This is a genomic window from Thalassobacillus devorans (assembly GCF_011761345.1).
In the GTDB taxonomy this organism is placed as follows: Bacteria; Bacillota; Bacilli; order Bacillales; family Halobacillaceae; genus Thalassobacillus; species Thalassobacillus devorans.
In genome coordinates this window covers 651,314-674,459 of record NZ_JAASRY010000002.1, presented here as the reverse complement: position 1 = coordinate 674,459, position 23,146 = coordinate 651,314, and the positions used below count along the sequence as shown (strand labels likewise).

Below are 23,146 nucleotides of genomic sequence, written 5' to 3'. Positions count from 1 at the left end.
CTTCCCCCTTTGGTTGGATTCCTGTCCCTAGTTTCTTAAAGGTTTGCCTTTCAAAAGCATATGTTGCATACGCTGCTGAGTCTTAGGTTCACCGATAAGGCTTAGGAAGGCTTCCCTCTCCAGATCGAGCAAATATTGCTCATCTACAAGCGTTCCTTCTTTCAAACGGCCGCCTGCTAAGACGAATGCCAATTTTTCTGCGATTTTCAAGTCGTGTTCCGAAGCGTACCCTCCATAACCAAGTGATTTTGCTCCAAGCATCATGGTTGCGTAACCTTGTTCACCTACAACTGGAAACTTGGTACGTTTAGGGGCACGATATCCGGAATGAGCAAGCCCTAAAACCTTTTGCTTCGCATCATGAAGCAAGTGATCCCCATTGACACTGATGGCGTCCTGTTGATCAAAGAAGCCGTTCTCCCTTGCTTCTTCACCTGATGTAGAAACCTTGGCCATGGCAATCTTCTCAAAAACAGCGTTGGCTACCTTTTGCAGGTCGATATCTACGCCTTGTGGAATATTGCGTAAATGTTTCAAGTAAAGTTCTTTGTTTCCTCCTCCACCAGGAATAAGTCCCACTCCCGCTTCAACAAGCCCCATATAAGTCTCCTGTGATGCCTGGATTGCACTCGATGGCAGGCAAACCTCTGCTCCTCCGCCTAACGTCATACCAAATGGTGCCGTAACTACTGGTTTATCTGAGTATTTAATATTCATCATCGCATCCTGGAATTTCCTGACGACAAATTCAATTTCAAAGAAATTATAATCTTGGGCCTCCATCAACATCATGCCTAAGTTTGCGCCGACACAGAAGTTTTTTCCTTGATTACCGATCACTAGACCTTCAAAGTTCTTATCCACCTCTTCAATCGCATCATTGATCATCTGTATAATATCCAAACCGATAGCATTGCTTTGAGAATGGAATTCGAGACCAGCCACCCCATCCCCAAGATCAATCAGGCTGGCACCAGCATTCTTTTTGATGACATCCTTTGTCTCCTTCAGACGCTTGAGGTTAATCTCTTTTTGATTGAATTCTTTTTGCTGGTAATTGCCGTCCGCATAGTAGAAAACGTTTCCATTTTCCTTTTTATAAAAGGAGTCACTTCCAGAGGTGAGCATCTCATCTACCCATGCCGGGACGGTTATGCCTTCTTCTTTCATACGATCAACTGATTTCTCCACGCCGATAGCATCCCACATTTCAAATGGACCCAGCTCCCAGCCGAAACCCCATCGCATAGCTTCATCAATCGAAGGAATATCATCGGCTATGTCACCGAGTAGTTCTGCTGAATAAACCAGTACTGGAGCTACTATCGACCAAATCAAATCACCAGCACGGTCCCCTTTTGCTGAAACAAGAGCTTTTAATTTTCTTTTTGTCCCTTTTTCTTGCTTTGCCAACTCCGTGGCCTTGGTTTTTAATTTCTTTCGTTCTTCATATTCGAGTGTTTCTGGATTCAACTCGTATATTTCGCTTCCTTTTTCCCCTTTTTTCTTAAGGAAAAATCCTTGCCCACTTTTAGATCCCAGCCAGCCTTTTTCCTGCATTTGTTTCATAAAGCCTGGCACTTCAAACACTTTCTTTTCTTCTCCATCAACTTGCTCGTAAACGTTATTCGCTACATGGATAAACGTATCAAGACCAACTACATCCAGGGTACGGAAGGTAGCACTCTTTGGCCGGCCGATCATTGGTCCGGTTACAGAATCAACTTCCCCTACACTGAAACCCTGATCAAGCATTTCCCTCACAGTTACAAGCAACCCGTAAGTTCCGATCCGATTAGCAATAAAATTCGGTGTATCCTTTGCTTCCACAACACCTTTGCCGAGAATGTCTTCGCCAAATTTTTTCATGAAAACAACTATATCCGAGTCGGTATGTCGAGTTGGTATCACTTCTAATAATTTTAAATATCTAGGCGGATTGAAGAAATGCGTGCCAAGGAAGTGTTTTTGGAAATCTTCCGAACGGCCTTCAGCCATTGCTTCAATCGATATACCGGATGTATTGGAACTGATAATCGACCCAGGCTTTCGATGTGTATCTACTTTTTCATAGACCTTTTTCTTGATCTCCAGATTTTCAACAACAACTTCAATAACCCAATCTACATCTGCCAATTTGTCCATATCATCTTCCATATTCCCGACCTGTATCATATCCAGGTTCTGTCTTCTTGTTAATGGGGAAGGTTTCTGCTTTAACAATCCCTGCTTATTCATGGCTGCAATCCGATTACGAACACTAGAATCTTCTAATGATAAGCCCTGCTTCTTTTCTTTATCCGTCAATTCACGAGGCACAATATCCAACATTAGTGTCGGGATTCCAATATTGGCCAAGTGGGCAGCAATACCGGCCCCCATCACTCCAGAGCCCAATACGGCGGCGCGCTTGATTTTGCGATTCATTTCTTTTCCCCCTATCCCTTTTGAATGAATACTCATTCATTTTGAAGCTAAAAAAATAAGATAGTCACCTATCAACATCTATTCTTACTATAAAATATTTTCAGATATTTCGCAATCGTTTTTGTATAACTTAGGAAAATTTTTCTTTTATAGTGGTACAACCGAATCACTGGTGCCATAAATAAAGAGGAAGAAACCCCGTTTCCTCCTCCTGCCTGTGACATTTTTATTTTTTCAGAACACCCTTCAACACAAATGCTACGTTAGCCGGACGTTCTGCCAGACGGCGCATGAAATAACCGTACCAGTCGTTACCATAAGGTACATACACACGCATATTATAGCCTTCCTTCACTAAGTCTTCCTGCCGCTCCACCCGAATCCCATATAGCATCTGAAATTCGAATTGATCATTAGGAATGTTATGCTCTTTCACTAATTGTTTGGTGTAGTCAATCATAGCATCGTCGTGGGTAGCCACTGCCGTATAATTTCCGTTCAATAAGTGTATTTTTATAATTTCTTTGAAATTTTCATCTACGTCCTTCTTTTCAGGAAAGGCTACCTTTGGTGATTCTTTATAAGCTCCCTTGACCAGGCGTAAATTAGGGTTGTATTGATCAAGATCTTTTATGTCTTCTGCAGTGCGGTACAAATAAGCCTGCAATACCGTACCCACATTGTCAAACTCTTCACGGAGCTCCTTGAAGATATCTATAGTCTTTTGACAGCGCTCGAAATCCTCCATATCAATTGTTACAAATACCCCATACTCTTTACCTGCCTGTAAAATCCGTCTCATGTTATCCATTACAAGATCATGAGAGATATCCAGCCCCATGGACGTCATCTTTAAAGATAATTGGGAATTAAGGTTATTTTTTGAAATAGCCTTAATCGCTTCTATACATTCATCTGCTGCTTGTCTTGCTTCAGCTTCGCTGTCAATGAATTCTCCTAAATGATCTATAGTTACCGACATGCCGTTTTCATTTAGCTTTCGGATTGTCTGAACGGCGTCAGGTATCGTTTCCCCAGCTACAAAACGCCCTGCCCCAAACCTCAATCCGTATTTTTTAGCTAACTTAGTGAAGAATTTATTTTTGGATAAAAACAGAAAGAAGTTACGTAACAACTGTTCCATGATGCATCCCCCTACACCAAACTTTTATCTAATTATGTGAAAATCACAACATGTAATCGCTATCACATTTACATTTTATCATTTTTAATAGAATGTGGGTATTATTTAGCAAAAATAATCAAAGAAACGGACGAAACATAAAATTATGTTAAAAAACATCGAAATTCGCCCCTTTCTTAATAGGAAATGGCTAATAGGACAAAATAAACCTGATAAATCTTAAGGAGGTCATCATATGCAACCACAACAGCCTGGTATGCAACAAGCCCAGCCGATGGCACAGCCGCCTAATATGGTAAGCGGAAAAGACCAGCTTTATATTACAGACATGCTTTCCTGGAATTTGAATGCCTGCAAAAAGGCCCATTTCTTTGCCCAGCAATGTCAAGATCCCGAGCTGCAAGCCGCTTTGGAGCAAGCTGGCCAAATGCATCAGAGACACTATAACAAAATTCTAGAGCACTTGAATAATCAATCACAACCAATCAATTAACAAGGAGGGTGTATATTATGAATCAACAAAGCCAAAAGATTCAAAACCCTGAAACGAGCGTACCGAAAACACCACAAATGAATGAGCGTGACTTCGTAAATGATCAATTAACCACTGAAAAATACATGACGGATGCCTACAACATCGCTATGAATGAAGCAAGTAACCAAAATCTTTATAACGACCTTGCTGCTATTTTTAAAGAAACACAAGACTGCCAGCGGGATATGTTCAATCTCATGTTCAAAAAAGGCTGGTACACCATGGAGCAAGCTGATCAACAAAAATTGCAGCAATCCTACCAGCAATTCAGCGGATATAAAAACCAATTACCTTATCAGTGATTAGAAAAACTAGGCTTGTCGCCAAGGCCTTATGGCGAAAGCCTAGTTTTTCTTATACTTTAATCCTTTAACAAAGTTAATCTTTCTTAAAGTGTAAAAAAAGCTATCTTGAAAGGGCATCCCTTTTAAGATAGCTTTTCATCTGTTAACTGCCTTTATCCGACGACATCATAACCTTGGTCTTCAATTGCGTCTTTCATTTTTTCTTTCGTTACAAAAGCCTCGTCATATTTGATATCTACTTTCCCTGCATCTAAATGAACTTCAACACCGTGGACACCTTCCAATTCTTCTAAGGCTCCTTTGACCGCCTTTTCACAATGCCCGCAAGTCATTCCATTTACTTCTAAAGTCATTTCCATACATGAACATCCTTTCTCATTAAACTGTGATTTATAATTTAACTCGCTTCAATCGAAGAGAGTTAGACACAACACTTACAGAACTGAATGCCATAGCTGCGCCTGCTATCCATGGCGCCAGCAAACCAGCTGCCGCAATGGGAATTCCGGCCGAATTATAAGCAAGTGCCCAGAATAGATTCTGTCGAATATTTTTCATCGTCTTTTGACTTAATTGCACGGCTTTTGGAATTAATGTTAATTCGCCTCCCAAAATCGTCAGGTCAGCAGCTTCAATTGCCACATCTGTTCCAGTTCCTATCGCAATTCCTACATCGGCAATAGCCAGGGCAGGTGCATCGTTGATTCCGTCCCCGACCATTGCTACTTTTTTGTCTTGCAGCTGTATTTCTTTTACCCGTTCCGCTTTTTCTTCCGGAACAACTTCCGCAATGACACGATCGATTCCCAGCTGTTTAGCAATTGCCTGAGCAGTCCTTTCATTATCACCTGTCAGCATCACTAATTCAATGTCTGCTTCTTTTAATTGACGCAACGCTTCCGGTGCAGATTCTTTAATCGTGTCAGCCACAGCAATAATACCTTCAACCTTATGATCAACTGCAATAAGCATAGCTGTTTTCCCTTCATTTTCCCATTTTTCCATTGTTACTTCATATGATTCATATTCCACATTCAACTGACGAATTAACTTCCTTGTGCCGATTTGTACTTCTTTCCCACCTAACACAGCTTTAATACCATGACCTGGTACCGCTTCAAAGCTGCTAGGTTCCATCAGCTCCACACCTTTTTGTTCGGCGTATGTGACAATCGCATCCGCTAAAGGGTGTTCGGAACTTTTTTCTGCACTGGCAACTAATTGCAGTATTTCCGATGTACCTTCGTAGTTTGTCACTTCCGGTGTACCTTTGGTTAATGTACCCGTTTTATCAAATACTACCGTATCAATTTTGTGGGTATTTTCCAGGTGCTCGCCACCCTTGAATAAGATGCCTTGTTCCGCACCTTTACCAGTACCGACCATAATGGAAGTAGGTGTCGCCAGGCCAAGGGCACATGGACATGCGATAACCAAAACAGCGATAGCAGCAACTAATGCAGATGTGAATTCACCTGGAGAAACAATCGTCATCCAGACAATGAAGGTAATGATAGAAATAGCTACTACAATTGGTACAAAATAGCCTGAAATGACATCGGCCATTCTTTGAATTGGCGCTTTTGAACCCTGTGCTTCTTCGACAACTTTTATAATGCCTGCAAGGGCTGTGTCTTTCCCAACCTTTGTTGCTTTCATCTGAATATGACCATTTTTATTGATCGTAGCCCCAATCAATTGATCCCCAGGCTCTTTTTCTACCGGAATAGATTCTCCTGTTATCATCGATTCATCTACAGAGGAATTACCTTTGATGATTTCTCCATCCACAGGAATTTTTTCGCCAGGTTTTACTATAAGAACATCTCCCGCCGAAACTTCTTCCAGCGGAACTTTTACTTCTTCCCCATTCCGTAGAACAGTCGCTTCTTTCGCTTGCAAATTCAGTAAACTCGATATAGCCGCCGTCGTTCTCCCCTTGGCAACTGCTTCAAAATACTTCCCTACCAGAATCAACGTAATGAGGATGGCACTTGTCTCAAAATATAAATGAGGCTCCATCCCTGGGTTTCCAAGTGTACGAAATGCTTCAGCCAGACTATAAAAATAAGCGGCGCTCGTTCCCAATGCAACCAGTACATCCATATTGGCGCTCTTATTCCGTAGGCTTTTATAAGCACCCACATAGAACTGCCAGCCGATGATGAATTGTACTGGTGTAGCTAACGCAAACTGAAACCATGGATTCATCAAGAGATGCGGTACCGGCAGTCCAAGCAAATGATCAAACATCGTAAGCAGCAATGGCAAGGATAAAATAGCAGAGATATAAAGCTTCATGCGTTTTTTCTTTAATTCCTCTTCCTTTTGAGAAGCCCTTTCCTCACGTTCCGCCCGTAATGTAGCATCATAGCCTAGTTTCTGAATACGAGCGATAATATCATTTTCATTAATATCCCCGCTATACTCTACTGTAGCTGTTTCATTGGTCAAATTAACCGTAGCTTGATGTATTCCTTCGGTTTTATTTAACACTTTCTCGATACGTGCAGAACAAGCGGAACAAGTCATACCAGTGATATCGAATTCGGCTTTTTCGGTCTTTACGCCGTAACCCAGCTTTTCGATACGTGCTGAAACATCATCCGGTGATACTTTTTCCGGGTCATAAGCGATTTTTGCATTCTCCATCGTCAAATTGACGTTTGCTTCCACACCATCCATTTTGTTCAATACTTTCTCGATCCTCGTAGAACAGGCAGAACAAGTCATACCCGTAATATCGACGGAAAGGTTTTTTTTGTCACTCATCATACCTCTCCTTTCTATTTCGCAAATTGCTTCATTACTTTCATCAACTCTTCTATGGATTCATCACCATTCCCAGCTTTTATCGCATGGCTGACGCAGTGTTTCGTATGGCGCTCCATCAAAGAAAATCCCACTTGATTAAGTGCTTTATCTATAGCTGAAATTTGTACAAGAATATCAACACAATAACGATCATCTTCCACCATTTTTTGAATTCCTCTTACTTGCCCTTCAATTCGTTTCAACCGGTTTAAAACTTTTTGTTTTTCCTCTTCTGTTCGCGGTTTGACCGGCTGCTTTCCACTATTCTCGGGTAAATGCTGTTCCAACCTCTTCACCTCCAGTGAATTCTTAACTAAACTATACCCCCGTATAGTATTATTGTCAATCTGAAACGATTTATATTTTTTATATCCTGAAAAAACTGCCTTTAGGAGAGCATTAAAAAAGAGCAGCTTTTACACTGCTCTTAATTTAAACCTATTTTGCCTCGTTAATAGCGTTGATCATACGCTGTTCGATATCTTCGGCAATTTGGTTCAGTTCCTGATCTTCTACGAATTCAATTAACTTTGTAGGTTTCGGCATACCTATTTTTGTCATGCCGTCACTTTCATGGACAACAATTTTACACGGAAGAAAGTAACTTACCAATTCATTCTTTTCCAGGACTTTTTTTGCTTCCCCCGGATTACAAACCTCTAAAATCCTCACCGGCTTGTCAAAATCCAGTCCTTTGTTGTTTAAGGTGGCTTTCACATCAAAATCCCATAATACTCCGAACTTGTCATTTTTCAATTCAGCTTCTAAAGCTTGTACCGCTTCATCCATAGTCTTGTTCGTTTCGACTGTGTAATGGAACAATTTGATTACCTCCTTCAGGATCTTTTTCACATACACATTATACCCTATTTGGTATAATTAAAACGAATGATACACTTTCATTGCTGTAAAGGAAGAAAAGAAAACTACTAATTATTTGAAAGTGTTGGAGTTCTGACCTATGATGTGATTGTAAAGAGGGGTGAGATAATGCAAATAACAGATGAAGCAAAAACAGATATCATTCAAATTTTAGAAGATAATGATGCGGAAGGTATCCGTCTGTTTTTAGCAGGTATTGGCTGAGGAGGCCCACAATTGGGTCTGTCCCTGGATGGGGCAGAAGAAAAAGATACGCTGGAAATCATTAATGGGGTAAAAGTAGCAATCGATCCGCACATTAAAGATATGACCAATTCCTTGCGACTGGAAAAACGTCCGCATGGTTTAGTGCTCGCTGGCATCCCGGCAAGTGATTGTTAGCTAAGAAATATTAAAGATAGAAAAACCGTGGTACATCCATTGATGAAGACCACGGTTTTTTAATTGCAATATTTACGTATTGCCTGTTGAAGAGAACGCAAAAATTTAAGACCCAATTTTAATTGGAGGTCATTTATTCTTTGAGCATGATCTGGTTTTACGCCTATCATAACAATTTCCATTCCCATATAGGCTAACGATTGAACAACCCCTTGAAACGCAATGACTCCATCCTGTTCAATTTCTCCAACGGCCGTGAGATCACATAGAATGGTTTCTACATCTGACTGTTGGGCTGACGTTAACAGTTCATCACCAACAGCGTATATTTTTTCTGCATTGATATCACCAAAAAGAGGCACCAGCGCTGTAGTGGAAGAAAGCTCAATAAATGGGGCGGAAAGCCTGTTATTTTCAGCCATGGCTTCTTGCAGCTTTTCTTTTTCCTCCAGCAACTCAAAATTGGTCGTATTAAGACGTGAGCGAAGTTGACCTAAAGAAGCTGTCACATCCAGCATTCCTTGATCTTTCGGAATAATCATTATTTCTGCATGAAGGTCATTTTTCCAATTCACATAGATGTCTACGAGAAGAAGTTCATGATTAGCAGAGGAAGGCACCAGGTTAATTTCTATCTTATTTTTACTTTTACCAGGCACAACTTCTTTGCGTACTTTATGAACACTTTCTTCATCACACATTTTTAAAAAGTTATGATGCATGACGAAAATATCTTCGACTTCAGTCGTATACTGAAGAATTTCAAATTGTTTAGTTATGAGAAGATAAGGAACCGAAAAAAATTCATCAACTTGTTTCATCCACGACGCCTGCTTTCCATACATTATGCACTTGCTCTAACTCAGCCAGCCCCTTTACTACACGTACTTGCCCGGTTTCCAAGTTAGATAAATCATACTTCTTCGCTATTCTGCCACCGATAATTATACCAGGAGACCAACTCAGCTGACTGAAGGCTTCCGTCATTTGTTTTACTACCGGTAATCGGTATGATAAAGCTGCAGACAAGCCGATGACATCCGGCTGCCAATCTTTGATTTGGCTCAATGCATGATCTAAAGGAAGATTGGGCCCCAGATAGCGTACACGCCAGCCCTTTTCTCTGTAAAAACCAGCAACCATTTTCAAACCTAAATAATGTTGTTCTTCTTCTGCACCCAAAAGAATGATTTTTTTTCTCTTTTCAGATTTAAAATTATTTTCATAAACCCCTGCATCTAGCCTGGAAATTACAAAATCACATCCAGCTGTAGCCAAATGTTCATCTGCAACAGAAATTTCGTTTTTTTCCCATAATACTCCAATATAATACATGGCAGGGGTAATAATATCTTCAAATAGATATAGTCTTGGATGCTCTGTAAGAAGCTTATCGACTAATTTAACAGCCTCACCTTCCTTCCCTTGCAAGAGATACTCCGCAAATTTCTCATAATGTTTTCTGGTCATTCCCACACCTCACTTAGGCAGGGTCTTAAGCTCTTCCATACCTGCCTGTAAATACTCTAAATAAGCATCTCGTTCATCAGAAGATTCAAAAACCGCCTCTTCCATACATTTGATAAGCCTTTCATAATTATCAACTATTAATTCAGTACCTACTCCCCTGGAGGTCAAAACACTGTTCAGCCATAACGTATAATCCACAAAAAATGTACTGCTGCCCATTTGATATGCCGTATCCAGGTGATCAAGATGATGGTGGTTATCTTCTACGGTCCGTCGTCTGCCATTTTCACCGAATTTATCGATTAGTCCTGGGTAAGCCTGATAAATATCGTCGACTACATGGTTAACTAACTTTGTCTTCTCGGATTCCTTCATCGGGCAACAACCTTATAGCGGGATACTTTAGGTACAATACCTGCCAGCTCCTGATCTGGGTAATTCTTTTCCAATTCGTGAATGCGTTTGAAATCTTCACTTCGCACCCACTTCAAGTAATCTTCTTTGGTATCCCATTCCATATGAACAGTCAGTTCTCCCGCCCGTTTATCATTTTGTAATAACTGAAAGGAGCGAAAGCCTTCTGCCTGGTCTACTGATCTGCTTCTATTATTATAAATTTCTATTAATTCCTCAGCTTTTTGGTCAGGAACTGTCACCGTAGAGTCGACGATATACATAATTCATCTCCTTTTTCACACCTAAAAGACTATTTTATCAATCGTACCATATAAAAGAGCGCCTTGTATAACAATGGGATTTTAAATCGAATTTAGTCGGTTTATATGCACCCATTACCATGTAAGCGGTTTCTTCTTATCTGAATTGCTTGAAAGTTTCTATTTTTTTCAAACGTATTTAAATTATTACATTTAGTGTATATACTAGTATTCGACAAAATTTTACAAAACCAGAAAATCTAAAATCATTTTTCAGAATTTTAGTTTTTTGTTAGGAGAGGAGTATTAATATGACGACTAAAAAAAGGGGGATGTTCCAACGGTTTTTGGATGGAATAGAAACGGTTGGTAATAAACTTCCTCATCCAGTCACCTTATTTGCTGTTTTAGCACTTTTAGTCATTGTTCTATCTGGCATAGTGTCGAGCCTGGGAATTTCAGTAGAACACCCTGGTGAAGAGGGAGAAATGGTTGAAGTAAAAAACCTCATGAATCGAGAAGGAATCCAGTACCTATTCTCCAGTATGACCGATAACTTCATCGGGTTTGCACCATTAGGGGTTGTTTTAGTCACAATGCTTGGTATTGGTATTGCTGAGCGGACAGGCCTGATCAGTGCCTTGTTAAGAGGTTTTGTCCTATCTGTACCGCAACGCTTGATCACTTTTGGTCTTGTTTTTGCCGGGGTAATGTCCAGCGTAGCTTCTGATGCTGGGTATGTTGTCCTGCCACCATTGGGAGCTGTTATCTTTGCGGCTATCGGACGTCACCCTCTTGCAGGTCTTGCAGCGGCGTTTGCCGGGGTGTCAGCAGGATTCAGCGCTAACCTATTCTTATCCGCAACGGACGCCATGCTTGGCGAATTGACAATCGATGCCGCTGCGATTATAGATCCTGCATATGCGGAAACGATGAATATCGCCATGAATTACTACTTTATAATAGTATCTGTTTTCCTTTTATCCATTGTTGGCGCATGGGTCACAGAAAAAATAGTCGAGCCACGCTTAGGGGAATATAAAGGGGAATTTCGTGAGGATCTAAAAGGCTTGGACGCCACAGAGAAAAAGGGCTTAAAATGGGCAGGTATTTCAGTAGCTATTGCAATCATCCTTACTGCATTACTGATCGTTCCTGCAGGTGCTCCATTACGTGGAGCTGATGGGAGTATCATACAATCACCATTCATGAGTTCACTTGTACCGATTATTACGATTCTATTCTTCATCCCTGGCTTATTTTACGGGATTGCAACAAAAGAAATCCGTAACGATAAAGATGTAGCGAACCAGCTTTCCGATACGATGGCTGCTATGGGAATGTTTATTGTTCTGGCATTTACAGCAGGTCAATTCGTTGCTTACTTCTCCGAAACTAATATGGGGCTTGTGATTGGTGTTTATGGTGCTGAATTTTTAGAAGCAGCCAATTTATCCGGTATCCCATTGATTTTAGGTTTCATCCTGGTATCTGCAATCATAAACTTGTTCATTGGTAGTGCTTCAGCCAAATGGGCGATGATGGCTCCTATCTTCGTACCAATCATGATGCAGCTGGGGTATTCACCGGAATTGACTCAGATGGCTTACCGTGTTGCAGATTCAACAACCAATATTATTACACCATTGATGACATACTTTGCGATCATCATTGCATTTGCTCAAAAATACGACAAAAAAATGGGAATTGGCACCATGATTTCTGTTATGTTGCCTTACAGTATCGTCTTCTTGATTGCATGGACAGTCATGCTAATCGTATGGATGATGTTCGGAATTGATCTTGGACCTGGTTCCCCGATCAAATATTAGAAAATGCTTGCAGGAATTCCTGCAAGCATTTTTTCATTTATTGCGATACAACTTCATCAATGACTTTCATTTCTTCGTGATCAAGCATGTTTTTATTGATGATGTCCGTAACTTCCTTATTCATGTTGTCTCTCAAATCATCTGCTTCCTCTTTATCGCCAACCAGATAGATACGCTCCCACTGCCTGTCTTTCGCAAGCTTATCCAATTTAGGAGCAAGGCTCTTATACCAGCGATAACGGTTAGCTTCAAAACGCTCCTTGTATTGCTCCTGCGGGGTACTGCGGCTGCTATCTCCCTTGGGTGCCTGGGCTGGATGAGTCGTATATTGCTTCCAATCTTCTGTATTCAGATCCAGTTCGAACATTTGTGAATCTTTCAATGTCCCCAGTTCTGTATCCATAATTTTAATCGCTTCTTTTTGTGTCAGTATAATTCCGGTTTTAGGGAAGCTATCATACATTTGTTTCAACTGATCCACTTTAGCAGTTTCCTCCCAGTGGAATTCTGTTTTTACTGGCATTTGGAAACGTTCAGCAAACCAGATAGAGTCATCTGCCGTAGCAAAGATAACCAGACTTTTACGGAAATTCTGCTCATTTTCTTTTACAAAGTTTTCTACCTTCTCTTTAACTGCCCAGAAATTTCGTTTTTCCTCAGAGTCACCATCTTCCTGTAGATAACTCTCAAAGTTATTCAAACCATTCTTCAAGTGTATTTTCCATTCCCCGCCTTGCTGGTCCGGGTCAGATGGATCTGTATTTAAATACATGCTGAATACACGCTGAGGCTTCTCTAAATAGACACTTTCTAACTTCTTAATTTCTTTATTCATATCCATAGGACTGCATCTACTCCTTTATAAAAAACTGTTTGTCTACTAGTTATGTAACCGCGTTGTCTAGTACTCAAACCTGCTCACTTAAATTTCATCAGAAAAAGCACCCCACACAATCGAAAGGTGCTTTAAGCCCAAATGCATACGCCTGGCAAAAAGGAATATATCCCCAGTAAAAAATTATCGCTTATACACATTCCCTTTATCATCTATATAGATGGTTCGGACAATGGAACGGTTAAACTTATTACCCTTTTGTGTCTCACCTCTCACCTGAGCCGTTATGTTATAAAGTCCTTGCTCCAACCCTTTTAAAAAGATCGTACGGTCAGCAGCCATATCTCTAGATGAAGATTTTACTTTATCCGGCTTTTTAAAAGACTCGTGACCAAGTGTAAGAGTGGTTCTGACATTTTCCACTGTATCTTTCCCTGTATGAAGTCGGACCTGGGGATTGTTCTTTCCGTTAACTTTCAAGTTTATATTTTCATTGATATCACTTTGAAAATGAACATTTAACAAATAGGCTTCCGTATCAGCAGTGTGAGCCTGGATGCGCCATAATCCATGCAAGGGCTTTTCTATTGCCATCGTATGGTTGTACGCTCCATGAAAATAACTGCTTTGATCTCTTGAGGTGTGAAACTGGTCAAATTGCTTCCCTTTTGGACTGAACAAGGTGAGGTCACTTGTCGGAGAACTGCTCGTCCATTGTATTGTTACGGACTCTACATTTTCTTCAATATGAAAAGTTTCTGTCTTTTGTCGCTTGAACTTTCCTCCACTATGAAAGGTTGCAGCGGTATGCGGAGACAAACTTTCCATTTGGACATTACTCGAAAAAGAAGAAGCTTGTAAATATGGTTGAAAGAGGTTGAACGTTGCATTTCCTTCTTTAATAGTATAATGAGTCCAATCATCGATCATAATTTCCTCCGCATACGGCAAACGGGAACTCGATACGGTTACTGCCCCATCATTAGAACCGTATTGGCTTAAATATAACCCTCCCCAAAACAGAGAACCCCACATAGGTCCCCATCCGGTTCCACCAAAGGTATACATAGGGGTATTTTCAATACCGTGCTCTCTATCCGTCATATCTCTAAAATAAGCCATATAACCTGTTTGCAACGATTGTGTTGCTTCATTTTTATTTCCTATAATATCCGCAAGCCAACTGGCACCCTCACTATGAGCTAAATCTGCCAGTTCCGAACCATGATGAGGGCTCGAAAGTGTGATCATCCGTTCGACATACTCATCGGCATCAAAATAAATTAAGGCCGTCTGTGCATCTACACCGCCTTTACTATGAGCTGCCAATACTACTTTCTTTCCAAAATGTTCATATATTTCACCGAGCTTTTCCGCTAGCATTTCCCCATTGCTCCACATATTTTTATCAGGATACAAGTCGATGAATGCTGTCTGATAACCATTTGTATATGCTGTCTCATACATATCATTTTCATTCCACCATGTAGCCGAGGAACTATTCAATCCATGGATAAATACAATTGGTGTTTTGCTGTCATCAATTTCAGCGGGGTCCTCACCGACGTACCACTGACCCGGCACTCCTGATGGGTCGTCCTTGCCAAACGATCCTGCCCATGTCTCTAACGGCCATACCATCACTAGAAACAGTCCAAGAATTATAATCCTCTCCCTCATATTCTTTTACCTTCCCCTTCTTATTTAGATATGGTAAACATATTCTTTGTTGACGCTCCTATCCCCTTTTATATAGTAAGAAAAAAAACAAAACACTCCGAATGCATCAGGCTACACGGGTGTTTTCAAAAAGCTTTGTTAAAAATTGTTGATGATTTTTCATAAAAAGTCTTCAATTAAATGGCCGAAAAGTCGAAAACTTGATTTCGAGATATTGGTTGGAGGAGCGGGGCGTGGGGGAACGAGTCGCTTTCCACGGGAGTTCGTTGAGCCTCCTCGAGCTAACGCTCTGCGGGGTCTCACCTGGAACTCTTTTCCCGTAGGAGTCTCCCCGTTCCCCCACGTCCCTTGCCATATAAGATACTCGAAATCGCGTTTGGAAAGTACATCCCTATTTTGTGATGAGTAGCCTATTACAATGGTTAATTGTCCGTATTTTCTGCTCCAAAAGCACTCTATTTCTGATCGAAGTTTCGAGAAACTAATGAACGTATTGTGGCTGGGAAAACGGTGAGACTCCTCGAAAATGCTACGCATTTCCTTCGTGCGGTGTCTTTTCGAGGAAGTATTTCAAAGTCCTGTGGGATGAACATGAGCGGTGAGATCCCGCAAGGCGAAGCCTGAGGAAGCTCACCACATGCCCACGGAAATTTAACAGACCAAATCAAAATAAGGCCTGTTCCTATTTCAAGGAACAGGCCTTATTGGTATTACTCAGAACTTCCGGTCCATTCTTCAATGAGATCCCGGTTATCTTCTATCCATGTTTCCGCTCCTTCTTCAGGAGAACCTGCTTCGTTGATTTCTGCCATCAAACTTCCTAACTGATCATCATTCAGCATGAAGTTATCAAACCACTCTACAACTTCTGGCTGATCTTCTTCCAGCCCTTTACGTGCTGCATAAGAAATGTTTTCAGAATCGCCATAAATGTTTTTTGGATCCTCCAAAATTTTCAAATCCATTTCAGAAAAAGTCCAATGAGGCTTCCACAGAGTCACAACAATAGGTTTTTCATCTTCCATACTGTTTTTCAATTCAGATATCATCGTTGGCTCCGATGAGGAAGACAATGAATAATCAAGATCATAATCATTAATGACCTGATCGGTTAGCTCCATGATACTGGCACCTGCATCAATACCGACTATCGTTGAATCAAATTTTTCCTTATGTTCATTTAAATCTTCAATTGAATTTACTTCTTCTACATAAGATGGTACCACTAAAGCTAAATCTGTACCTTCATACCAGGTTTCCCGCCAATCGATTTCATCTTCAAACTTTTCATAGAAAGGCTTATCCGTATTAGGCAGCCAAATTTCCATCCCGATATCGATATCGCCGGAAGACAACGCTTCATATAACGCACCTTTTTCCACGTTATTCAATTCAACGTCATATCCTTTTTCCTCTAGTACGATTTTCCACATGTTAGAAACGGCAACATTTTCAGCCCAGTTGTTCATGCCGATATTGATGGTCCCTTTTTCTTCACTATCTCCCCCGGCATTGTCTCCCTCATCAGAATCTCCTCCGCAGGCTGCTAAAATAAGTACAGCCGCTAAGGCTAACATTGTTAAGTAATTACGTAGATTTTTCATGTGTATTCCTCCTTTTAATGTTATTGTGATATTAAATTAAAAAAATAAACCAAAACACTCTACTTGAGTAACACAATTTACAATTTTACCATAAATTCTATAAAGTTTGAACAAAACAAACTGTATAAAGCAGGTATACAGATTACATTCCTGTTTCTTTAACTAAAATTTTATTACAATTGCTGATGAAAATAAGAGAAAGAGATACAATAATACAAGTGATTCTATTGTTCGAGTTTGAAGAGCATTAGATTAGTCTATACAATAGTATAAATTCATCCACGACCCATGAAGGAGATACATGCTCATGAAAGCTGCTGAACTACTTACAAATATACAATTAGATCATACCCCCAACCCGTCAGCGATGTCTGTCCACATTGGTGATATTTCTTGTGATTCCCGTGAAGTAGAACAAGGGACTTTGTTTGTGGCTGTGCCGGGACATACTACTGATGGACACAATTACATAGATAGCGCTGTGGAAAGAGGGGCATCACTAGTCATTGGGGAAAAAGAAATTACCAATGCTGACTTCCCATATATACAGGTTAAAGACAGCAGAAAAGCATTGGCTCAAATAGCAAAAGCTTTCTACCTGAAAGATAAGCCTTTACCTAAAATGATTGGAATCACTGGGACAAATGGAAAAACAACAACGACCTATATGCTGAAGAGTATCTTCGAACAAGCAGGGTACTCCTGTGCCACTTTTGGTACAGTCTCTTATATTATTAATAAAGAAGCATATCCATCCTCCAATTCTACCCCGGGCCCTTTGACACTATATAAACTTCTGGCACAGAGTAATGATGATGTCGCCATTCTTGAAGTCTCTTCCCACGGGATTAGACAAGGTCGGGTCCATGGCCTTTACTTCGACCATCTGGTGTTTACAAACCTGGCACATGACCATCTGGACTACCATGGGAGTATGGAAGACTATTTTGAAACAAAGGCCAGTCTTTTTCAGCAATTGAAAACAGATGGTAAAGCTGTTATTTATACTGGACAAGGCTGGGGAAAGCAACTGTCAGATCGGCTGAAGGATGAAGGAAAACAGGTCTACACGGTTAATTCTTCAGAACAGGATGATGTGATCGTTAAGCCTGAACAAAACTATTTGATTGTAAACGGCGAGCAATGGCATCTTTCTCTACAGATGCCTGGTGTCCATAATTTCCATAATGCTTCTTTCGCCGCTTACACCTCATACCTGGCAGGTATTGATTGGAATTCGATAACCGATACCTTGGCACGAAAGCTGCACGTGCCAGGTCGTTTTGAGGAATACAGGCACCCGAAGGGAGCTACTATCATCGTCGATTATGCGCATACGGCGGATGCACTTGAAAATATCTTTCATACTGCGAAAAAAGAAGGTGCCAAACGAATTGTTCATATATTTGGCTTCCGTGGTGGAAGAGATCAGACGAAGAGAAAAGAAATGTTAAAAGTGAGCGCTTCAAATACCTCGCGCTACATCTTAACCGGGGACGATTTATACGGAGAAACACCTGCCACTATGGAAAAGGAACTCTATGATTTGCACAAGCATTACGGAAACAGTGCAGGGAAAGTGATGTATGATCGTACGAAAGCAATAAAATCAGCTTGGGATCAAGCTCGCCCAGGGGATTGGATTATCATTACCGGCAAGGGACATGAAACTTACGAACAGGTATATAAATACCCAGTCGATTCCGATATCAATTGCATCCGCTATTTGGATCGCTTTACAAGAAATCCTCAGAAGAAATTAATTCAGAGTTGACGCATCGCGTCAACTCTGCCATTCTAAAATTTCTATTCTATTGCCAAACGGGTCTTCCATATAAAGCCGCCTTGCATTCGGTAAGTTATCATCCTCTTGATAAGGTACATTCTGGTCAGTTAAATGATTCATCAGGTGTTTGATATCCTTTACAACCAATGCTGGATGAGCTTTTTTGGCAGGATGAAAATTATTTTCCACTCCAATATGTAGCTGATGGTTACCACAGCTGAACCATACGCCTCCCCTTTTCTTTAATTCGGGAGGCTTTTCTAATTCTTGCATCCCTAAAATTTCACCAAAGAACTTTCTCGCTTGTTCTTCACAATTAGCAGGAGCGGCCAATTGTATATGATCAATTCCTTCAAATTGATATGTCATAGTTATCACCCCATCGTTTCATTCTATATTCATAATGACAATTCCTTTATTTATCATAAATTAGTTATAACCCTTGTTTTTTTCGTTACACCTATAAAAAAGCCAGCCTCTTTCCATTCACGTGTCAAAGGAAAGAGGCTGGCTTTTTAGTGTTAGTCTTTATTATTCATACGAGCATCTGCTGCTTGTGAACGAGCTTGCGCTTCTTTATCTTCATGGTCAGCTAATTCTTCAGAAAATTCAATATCAAGCGCATGAGCTTTCTTTTCATATTTTGGTGTTTGTGGTAATGAGGAATCATTTTTCCCATTCGCTTTACGCCGGTCGTCTCTACCCATTGTCCCACCCCTTTTCTTATTTCATTACAGTTATTATGTGTTGAAGGAATTATTCTATGCTAGCCACAATGGGATTGGATTATGGGTTGTTTCAGAGAAAAAGGCCAGCTCATATTAGCCGGCCTTTCCATATATTTTTCAGTACCCTACTTCAATAGAAGCATTTACCATATACATCAGATCGTTGCTGTCTTCTTTATCTTCTAAAATGATTCCACTTGTCGTGGCCATACCACCTTCCACTACTTCTACCGATACAGTGCCATAGGGGATAGCCTCTTTGACTTCGTTTTCATCTAATTGATCTTGATCACGAGGTATGGCAAGTTTGACGTTAACCTTCATACTATCTAAGGATTTCTCGGGCAGAGCCTCTTCGATACCTGGCATTGAGTTGAAATTAATGGCATCCTGTATTGCCCTTAACGAAGCTTTCGTTACATTTTGTCCATGTACGTCAATCCCCATTCCTGTTTGTATAAAGAGTATTTTATCCATATTATTCTACTCCTTTCGTATCAGAATGATTTTTTATTCATCCTTCACATTTCCCATAACCGTTTTTTTTGATAATAAATCACCTTTTCTTTTAATATAATCTTTTTGTAATTTCTGTAATATTCTTCTCTTTAAGCGGCATTAATCCTCTTATTGTCAATTTCGATCTTTAATATTATAAGAATTTTATTCCAGTTCTTCCAGAACACTAGTTTTTACCTAGTTTTCCTAATGTCACAATGGGTATCAAGAACAGTAAGGTCATCACATCTTTTACAATTTGGGAGTATTCGAAAAGGAGGTCGTGCATGAATAAAACAGATAAAATGAAAGAAAACGCCGGAGCTTCTAGTTTAGCTGGCGGACTCACACTTGCCGCTTCTTCCCTGCTTCTCCCAAAATTCAGGAAGAAGATAAAAAAAGGCGTTAAGCAAACCTCTGAATTTGTGGAAGATAAAATGCCAAGAGTGGCAAGAATCGTTGATCGGGCCGATGACCCTAGTGAGTTAAAGGAAGAAACAGAACAAGAAATAAAAGATGAAATGGCCGATCAAATGAAAGAACAATTTAAAGACAGTATGCAGTCTAAGGTGAAAGAAGCTTCCGAAAACTTAGAACAGGCACAGGAAGAGAATGCAGAGAAAGTGCATGATAATGCTAACAAAGTCGAGGAAAAAGCACAGAATGCATTATTGAAGTTTCGCGAAAAGCTCAGTGGGGTAAAAGAAGCTGGTGAAGACTTTCAAGACAAGATGAAAGAGAAAACCGGTGGAAGTTCACAGGATAAGATAAAAGGGGTTAATGATATTAAAGGCGCTAATGACATTAAAGGGGCAAATAACCTTAAAAGCTCTACCGATATCAAAAGCGCTAAAGATATCAAACACCCTTCAAATACAAAATCTTCCAATTAGGATATTAAAGAAAGGGGTATTTTATTTATGGCAGTACAAAAATCAACCGATAGCAGTAGCTTGGCAGAGGTTATTGACCGTATTTTAGACAAAGGGATTGTCATTGACGCATTTGCCCGCGTTTCTGTAGTAGGTATTGAATTAATTACAGTAGAAGCACGTGTAGTTATTGCAAGTGTGGATACTTGGTTGCGTTATGCAGAAGCAGTTGGTTTATTGCGTGATGAAGTAGAGGAAGAAGGACTTTCTGACAGACTTTCAGCACGTACAGAAAGCCAATCTAATTCTCAAAATGAACGCAGCGGGTTCAGTATTTAATGAATTGGAGTCAGAGGCAGTGCTCTGACTCCTCCCTATTTTAATTAATAAAAGGTGAGGGTGATCGTGAAGATTATGAAGGTAATGGATGAAGTAAATCAATTTTTCACAGAGAATATAGCACCGCCCCATAAAATCATTTCTGTCCGTAAGCACAAGGATGAGGACAGTGAAGAGAAACAGCAAGGCTGGAAAGCAATGGTAGAGGTTATTGAGGAAAAGGAATATATGAAGAAATATGCTAATGACCAAATGATCGGTCTTTATGAAGTTTTTTTAGATGAAGATGCTGTAATAACCGGTTTCTCCAGAATCAGTTTAAGATACCGTAGTGATTTAGAAGAACAGCAATCATCATGACCACCCTGGATATTAGATGGATTAGGAGGATAAATGAATGACCGTATTGAAAGAAGTAAGACAACAGCCTCATATCAATAATGAAGTATATAAACATTCTTCCTATTATCAAGGGTTGATCAAACGATCATTACGGTACCTTTCATCCGGTTATCCCGTCCATTTTACTGGTCCATCCGGGATTGGTAAAACAACACTCGCTCTTCATATAGCTAAACAACGAAATCGGCCTGTTATGCTTCTAAATGGTAATAAAGAGTTGGCGAATGAAGATTTGATTGGTGCCTTTACAGGCTATCAAAGTAGTAAGGTGAAGGATAACTTTATTCGTACTGTCTATAAAACAGAAGAGAATGTTACCGAGTCATGGACGGATGGAAAGTTGCTGGAGGCCGTGAAACATGGCTATACGCTTGTATATGATGAATTTACTAGATCTCAGCCGGAAGCAAATAATATATTCTTGTCTATACTAGAAGAAAAAATCCTTCCTTTATACGGGACTAAACGAAAAGAATCGTTTATACGTGTCCATCCGGAATTTTCTGTGATTTTTACAAGTAATCCTGCAGAATATGCTGGGGTCTTCCAATCACAAGATGCATTATTGGATCGTATGGTTACGTTGCCTTTAGATCATATGGATCATCAAGCCGAGGTTACTGCTGTTATCAGTAAAACGAATCTATCCCGGGAATCCGCAGAATCCATTGTAGAATTCGTGGTAACTGCCAGAGAGTTATGTGAAAGTAATGATCAATTACAAGGACCCAGCCTAAGGGCTTCTATCATGATTGCTGAAATGGCTGAGAAACATGACATTCCTATCGATGGAAATGATGAAGAATTCCAGGAACTATGTCTGGATATTACGTGGTTCCCATTACAGACTTGTACACCAAAAGAAAAACAGCCCCAGCTTAAAGAGAAACTGCTGGATGCTTGTAAAAAAATTAAAGTCGGGTGAGTTAAATGGAAAATGAAAAAGGAATTTATATATTTTGTGCCATACAAACAAATGAAGAGCATGATTTTGGAACCATTGATTTTGAGGGAGAAACTAGAGAAGTTTTCACCATCCACTATAATGATGCAGCAATGGTGGCTGCAGAGATGCCTATGAAAATCTACCATCCGAGTAAAGAAAATCTGATGATGCACCAGAATGTAATATCAGATATCATGCAGAAAATGGATACGGTTGTACCGATCAGCTTTGGTAATGTTTTTCATTCCAAAGAAGATGTAGTTGCTTTGACCAAGAGTTTATACCCACAACTAGAAACTCTTTTCCCTAAAATTAAAGGAAAAATTGAATTAGGGTTGAAAGTGGTTGGTAAGAAAGACTGGCTGGAAAAAGAAATTGCTAAAGATTCAAAAGTAGCAAAGCAAAAAGAAACGGTTCAATCTAAGTCAGAATCAGCAGGATATTTTGATCGTATTCAGCTGGGGGAAATGGCAACTAAGTTTTTCCAATCGCTTCAAAAAGAAGCAGAAGCTGAAATTCATGAAAAATTAACTCCCTTGACAGTAGCCAGTGAAGTCAATGAGCCTATTGGAGAAAAAATGTTACTGAATGGCGCCTACCTGGTTGAAAAGGATATGGAAGAAAAATTTGATAAAAAAGTCAATGAGCTTCACGAAAAGTGGAAAGATAAGGTAGATTTCAAGTACACAGGACCTTGGCCTGCGTATAATTTCATCAATATCAAACTTAAAGTGGAGGAACCTTCATGATTCAAAAACTATTCACTTCCCCATTGAATCTCGTCGTAAAAGTAGGAGAAAAGGTAAAGGAAGAAGTGGATAAAGAGTTATATGACTTGGAAACCATTCAAAAGAAATTGGTTCACCTGCAAATGATGTATGAACTTGAAGAAATATCTGAGGATGTCTTTAAAGCACAAGAAGAAGAATTGCTGGTTCGTTATGAAGTAGCAAAGAAAAAAGAAATGGAACAATGGAACGAGTTGACCAAACGTTGAAAGTGAGGAAGCA

The 23,146-nt window shown here is 40.1% G+C and carries 27 protein-coding genes; 11 read left to right on the top strand and 16 right to left on the bottom strand.

The annotated features are described in order from the left end of the window. Positions 1 to 27 precede the first annotated feature (27 nt). Together FHS45_RS10480 and FHS45_RS10475 are read right to left on the bottom strand one after the other, a co-directional pair. Positions 28 to 2,427, bottom strand: coding sequence for a 3-hydroxyacyl-CoA dehydrogenase/enoyl-CoA hydratase family protein (locus tag FHS45_RS10480; RefSeq protein WP_062440954.1), 2,400 nt, complete (start codon positions 2,425 to 2,427; stop codon positions 28 to 30). Positions 2,428 to 2,653: 226 nt separating this feature from the next. Then, on the bottom strand, positions 2,654 to 3,571 hold the full coding sequence (locus FHS45_RS10475; protein ID WP_062440955.1) for a proline dehydrogenase family protein: 918 nt from the start codon (positions 3,569 to 3,571) through the stop codon (positions 2,654 to 2,656). A gap of 235 nt (positions 3,572 to 3,806) precedes the next feature. On the opposite strand from FHS45_RS10475, the gene FHS45_RS10470 reads away from it, so the two are divergent. Together FHS45_RS10470 and FHS45_RS10465 are read left to right on the top strand one after the other, a co-directional pair. Then, positions 3,807 to 4,064, top strand: coding sequence for a hypothetical protein (locus FHS45_RS10470; RefSeq protein WP_062440957.1), 258 nt, complete (start codon positions 3,807 to 3,809; stop codon positions 4,062 to 4,064). 17 nt (positions 4,065 to 4,081) lie between these two features. Then, complete coding sequence (locus FHS45_RS10465; RefSeq protein WP_062440958.1) at positions 4,082 to 4,408, top strand: spore coat protein; 327 nt, start codon at positions 4,082 to 4,084, stop codon at positions 4,406 to 4,408. Positions 4,409 to 4,563: 155 nt separating this feature from the next. On the opposite strand, the gene copZ is transcribed toward FHS45_RS10465, so the two are convergent. The 4 genes from copZ to FHS45_RS10445 form a co-directional block, all read right to left on the bottom strand. Beyond that, the gene (gene copZ / locus FHS45_RS10460; protein WP_062440962.1) at positions 4,564 to 4,770 is read right to left on the bottom strand and encodes a copper chaperone CopZ; all 207 of its coding nucleotides are present in this window, start codon (positions 4,768 to 4,770) and stop codon (positions 4,564 to 4,566) included. Between the two features lie 31 nt (positions 4,771 to 4,801). Beyond that, positions 4,802 to 7,186: a heavy metal translocating P-type ATPase gene (locus tag FHS45_RS10455; protein WP_181949519.1), complete on the bottom strand. Its 2,385-nt coding sequence runs from the start codon at positions 7,184 to 7,186 to the stop codon at positions 4,802 to 4,804. Positions 7,187 to 7,197: 11 nt separating this feature from the next. Further along, entirely contained in the window at positions 7,198 to 7,512 is a 315-nt protein-coding gene (locus FHS45_RS10450) for a metal-sensing transcriptional repressor (RefSeq protein ID WP_062440966.1), read from the bottom strand. A 151-nt stretch (positions 7,513 to 7,663) separates the two neighbouring features. Further along, on the bottom strand, positions 7,664 to 8,047 hold the full coding sequence (locus FHS45_RS10445; RefSeq protein ID WP_062440970.1) for a DUF302 domain-containing protein: 384 nt from the start codon (positions 8,045 to 8,047) through the stop codon (positions 7,664 to 7,666). A gap of 276 nt (positions 8,048 to 8,323) precedes the next feature. Between FHS45_RS10445 and FHS45_RS10440 the strand changes: the two genes are divergently transcribed. Further along, the gene (locus FHS45_RS10440) at positions 8,324 to 8,488 is read left to right on the top strand and encodes a hypothetical protein (protein WP_157620146.1); all 165 of its coding nucleotides are present in this window, start codon (positions 8,324 to 8,326) and stop codon (positions 8,486 to 8,488) included. A 59-nt stretch (positions 8,489 to 8,547) separates the two neighbouring features. Here FHS45_RS10440 and FHS45_RS10435 read toward each other — a convergent pair whose 3' ends face one another. Genes FHS45_RS10435 through FHS45_RS10420 form a run of 4 tightly spaced genes read right to left on the bottom strand, consistent with a single transcriptional unit; the run spans position 8,548 to position 10,635 of the window. After that, positions 8,548 to 9,309, bottom strand: coding sequence for an STAS domain-containing protein (locus FHS45_RS10435; protein WP_062440973.1), 762 nt, complete (start codon positions 9,307 to 9,309; stop codon positions 8,548 to 8,550). Continuing rightward, a complete protein-coding gene (locus FHS45_RS10430) occupies positions 9,296 to 9,958 on the bottom strand; it encodes a cobalamin B12-binding domain-containing protein (protein WP_062440975.1) in 663 nt (220 codons plus the stop codon). The genes FHS45_RS10435 and FHS45_RS10430 overlap by 14 nt, the downstream gene beginning before the upstream one ends. A gap of 9 nt (positions 9,959 to 9,967) precedes the next feature. Continuing rightward, entirely contained in the window at positions 9,968 to 10,333 is a 366-nt protein-coding gene (locus FHS45_RS10425; protein WP_062440977.1) for a hypothetical protein, read from the bottom strand. After that, positions 10,330 to 10,635: an antibiotic biosynthesis monooxygenase family protein gene (locus FHS45_RS10420; RefSeq protein ID WP_062440978.1), complete on the bottom strand. Its 306-nt coding sequence runs from the start codon at positions 10,633 to 10,635 to the stop codon at positions 10,330 to 10,332. The genes FHS45_RS10425 and FHS45_RS10420 overlap by 4 nt, the downstream gene beginning before the upstream one ends. Before the next feature lie 290 nt (positions 10,636 to 10,925). On the opposite strand from FHS45_RS10420, the gene FHS45_RS10415 reads away from it, so the two are divergent. After that, a complete protein-coding gene (locus tag FHS45_RS10415; RefSeq protein ID WP_062440980.1) occupies positions 10,926 to 12,446 on the top strand; it encodes an AbgT family transporter in 1,521 nt (506 codons plus the stop codon). A gap of 37 nt (positions 12,447 to 12,483) precedes the next feature. Here FHS45_RS10415 and FHS45_RS10410 read toward each other — a convergent pair whose 3' ends face one another. From FHS45_RS10410 to FHS45_RS10400, 3 genes are all read right to left on the bottom strand, one after another. Next, positions 12,484 to 13,287 carry a VLRF1 family aeRF1-type release factor gene (locus FHS45_RS10410; RefSeq protein ID WP_062440982.1) on the bottom strand — a complete coding sequence of 268 codons (804 nt, stop codon included), beginning with the start codon at positions 13,285 to 13,287 and terminating at the stop codon, positions 12,484 to 12,486. 177 nt (positions 13,288 to 13,464) lie between these two features. Continuing rightward, a complete protein-coding gene (locus tag FHS45_RS10405; RefSeq protein ID WP_166761402.1) occupies positions 13,465 to 14,922 on the bottom strand; it encodes an esterase/lipase family protein in 1,458 nt (485 codons plus the stop codon). Positions 14,923 to 15,671: 749 nt separating this feature from the next. Beyond that, complete coding sequence (locus FHS45_RS10400; RefSeq protein ID WP_062440987.1) at positions 15,672 to 16,565, bottom strand: glycine betaine ABC transporter substrate-binding protein; 894 nt, start codon at positions 16,563 to 16,565, stop codon at positions 15,672 to 15,674. Positions 16,566 to 16,872: 307 nt separating this feature from the next. Here FHS45_RS10400 and FHS45_RS10395 point away from each other — a divergent pair, with 307 nt between their 5' ends. Next, positions 16,873 to 18,339, top strand: a complete 1,467-nt coding sequence (locus FHS45_RS10395) for a UDP-N-acetylmuramoyl-L-alanyl-D-glutamate--2,6-diaminopimelate ligase (protein ID WP_062440990.1) — start codon at positions 16,873 to 16,875, stop codon at positions 18,337 to 18,339. A gap of 9 nt (positions 18,340 to 18,348) precedes the next feature. Here the strand turns inward: FHS45_RS10395 and FHS45_RS10390 are convergent, their stop codons facing one another. The 3 genes from FHS45_RS10390 to FHS45_RS10380 form a co-directional block, all read right to left on the bottom strand. Further along, positions 18,349 to 18,720: a VOC family protein gene (locus FHS45_RS10390; protein ID WP_062440993.1), complete on the bottom strand. Its 372-nt coding sequence runs from the start codon at positions 18,718 to 18,720 to the stop codon at positions 18,349 to 18,351. A gap of 152 nt (positions 18,721 to 18,872) precedes the next feature. Continuing rightward, a complete protein-coding gene (locus FHS45_RS10385) occupies positions 18,873 to 19,058 on the bottom strand; it encodes a YfhD family protein (RefSeq protein ID WP_062440996.1) in 186 nt (61 codons plus the stop codon). A gap of 138 nt (positions 19,059 to 19,196) precedes the next feature. Beyond that, on the bottom strand, positions 19,197 to 19,556 hold the full coding sequence (locus FHS45_RS10380) for a Lin0512 family protein (RefSeq protein WP_062441000.1): 360 nt from the start codon (positions 19,554 to 19,556) through the stop codon (positions 19,197 to 19,199). A 308-nt stretch (positions 19,557 to 19,864) separates the two neighbouring features. Between FHS45_RS10380 and gvpQ the strand changes: the two genes are divergently transcribed. The 6 genes from gvpQ to FHS45_RS10350 all read left to right on the top strand — a co-directional run bounded on the left by gvpQ (position 19,865) and on the right by FHS45_RS10350 (position 23,133). Then, positions 19,865 to 20,470 carry a gas vesicle protein GvpQ gene (gene gvpQ, locus FHS45_RS10375; protein WP_062441004.1) on the top strand — a complete coding sequence of 202 codons (606 nt, stop codon included), beginning with the start codon at positions 19,865 to 19,867 and terminating at the stop codon, positions 20,468 to 20,470. 27 nt (positions 20,471 to 20,497) lie between these two features. Next, positions 20,498 to 20,788, top strand: a complete 291-nt coding sequence (gene gvpA, locus FHS45_RS10370; RefSeq protein ID WP_062441008.1) for a gas vesicle structural protein GvpA — start codon at positions 20,498 to 20,500, stop codon at positions 20,786 to 20,788. A gap of 75 nt (positions 20,789 to 20,863) precedes the next feature. Next, the gene (gene gvpO / locus FHS45_RS10365; protein WP_181949545.1) at positions 20,864 to 21,148 is read left to right on the top strand and encodes a gas vesicle protein GvpO; all 285 of its coding nucleotides are present in this window, start codon (positions 20,864 to 20,866) and stop codon (positions 21,146 to 21,148) included. Between the two features lie 37 nt (positions 21,149 to 21,185). Next, positions 21,186 to 22,115 carry a gas vesicle protein GvpN gene (gvpN, locus tag FHS45_RS10360; protein ID WP_062441012.1) on the top strand — a complete coding sequence of 310 codons (930 nt, stop codon included), beginning with the start codon at positions 21,186 to 21,188 and terminating at the stop codon, positions 22,113 to 22,115. 5 nt (positions 22,116 to 22,120) lie between these two features. After that, complete coding sequence (locus FHS45_RS10355) at positions 22,121 to 22,885, top strand: GvpL/GvpF family gas vesicle protein (RefSeq protein WP_062441013.1); 765 nt, start codon at positions 22,121 to 22,123, stop codon at positions 22,883 to 22,885. Further along, on the top strand, positions 22,882 to 23,133 hold the full coding sequence (locus FHS45_RS10350; protein ID WP_062441016.1) for a gas vesicle protein GvpG: 252 nt from the start codon (positions 22,882 to 22,884) through the stop codon (positions 23,131 to 23,133). The genes FHS45_RS10355 and FHS45_RS10350 overlap by 4 nt, the downstream gene beginning before the upstream one ends. The last annotated feature ends 13 nt before the right edge of the window (positions 23,134 to 23,146 follow it).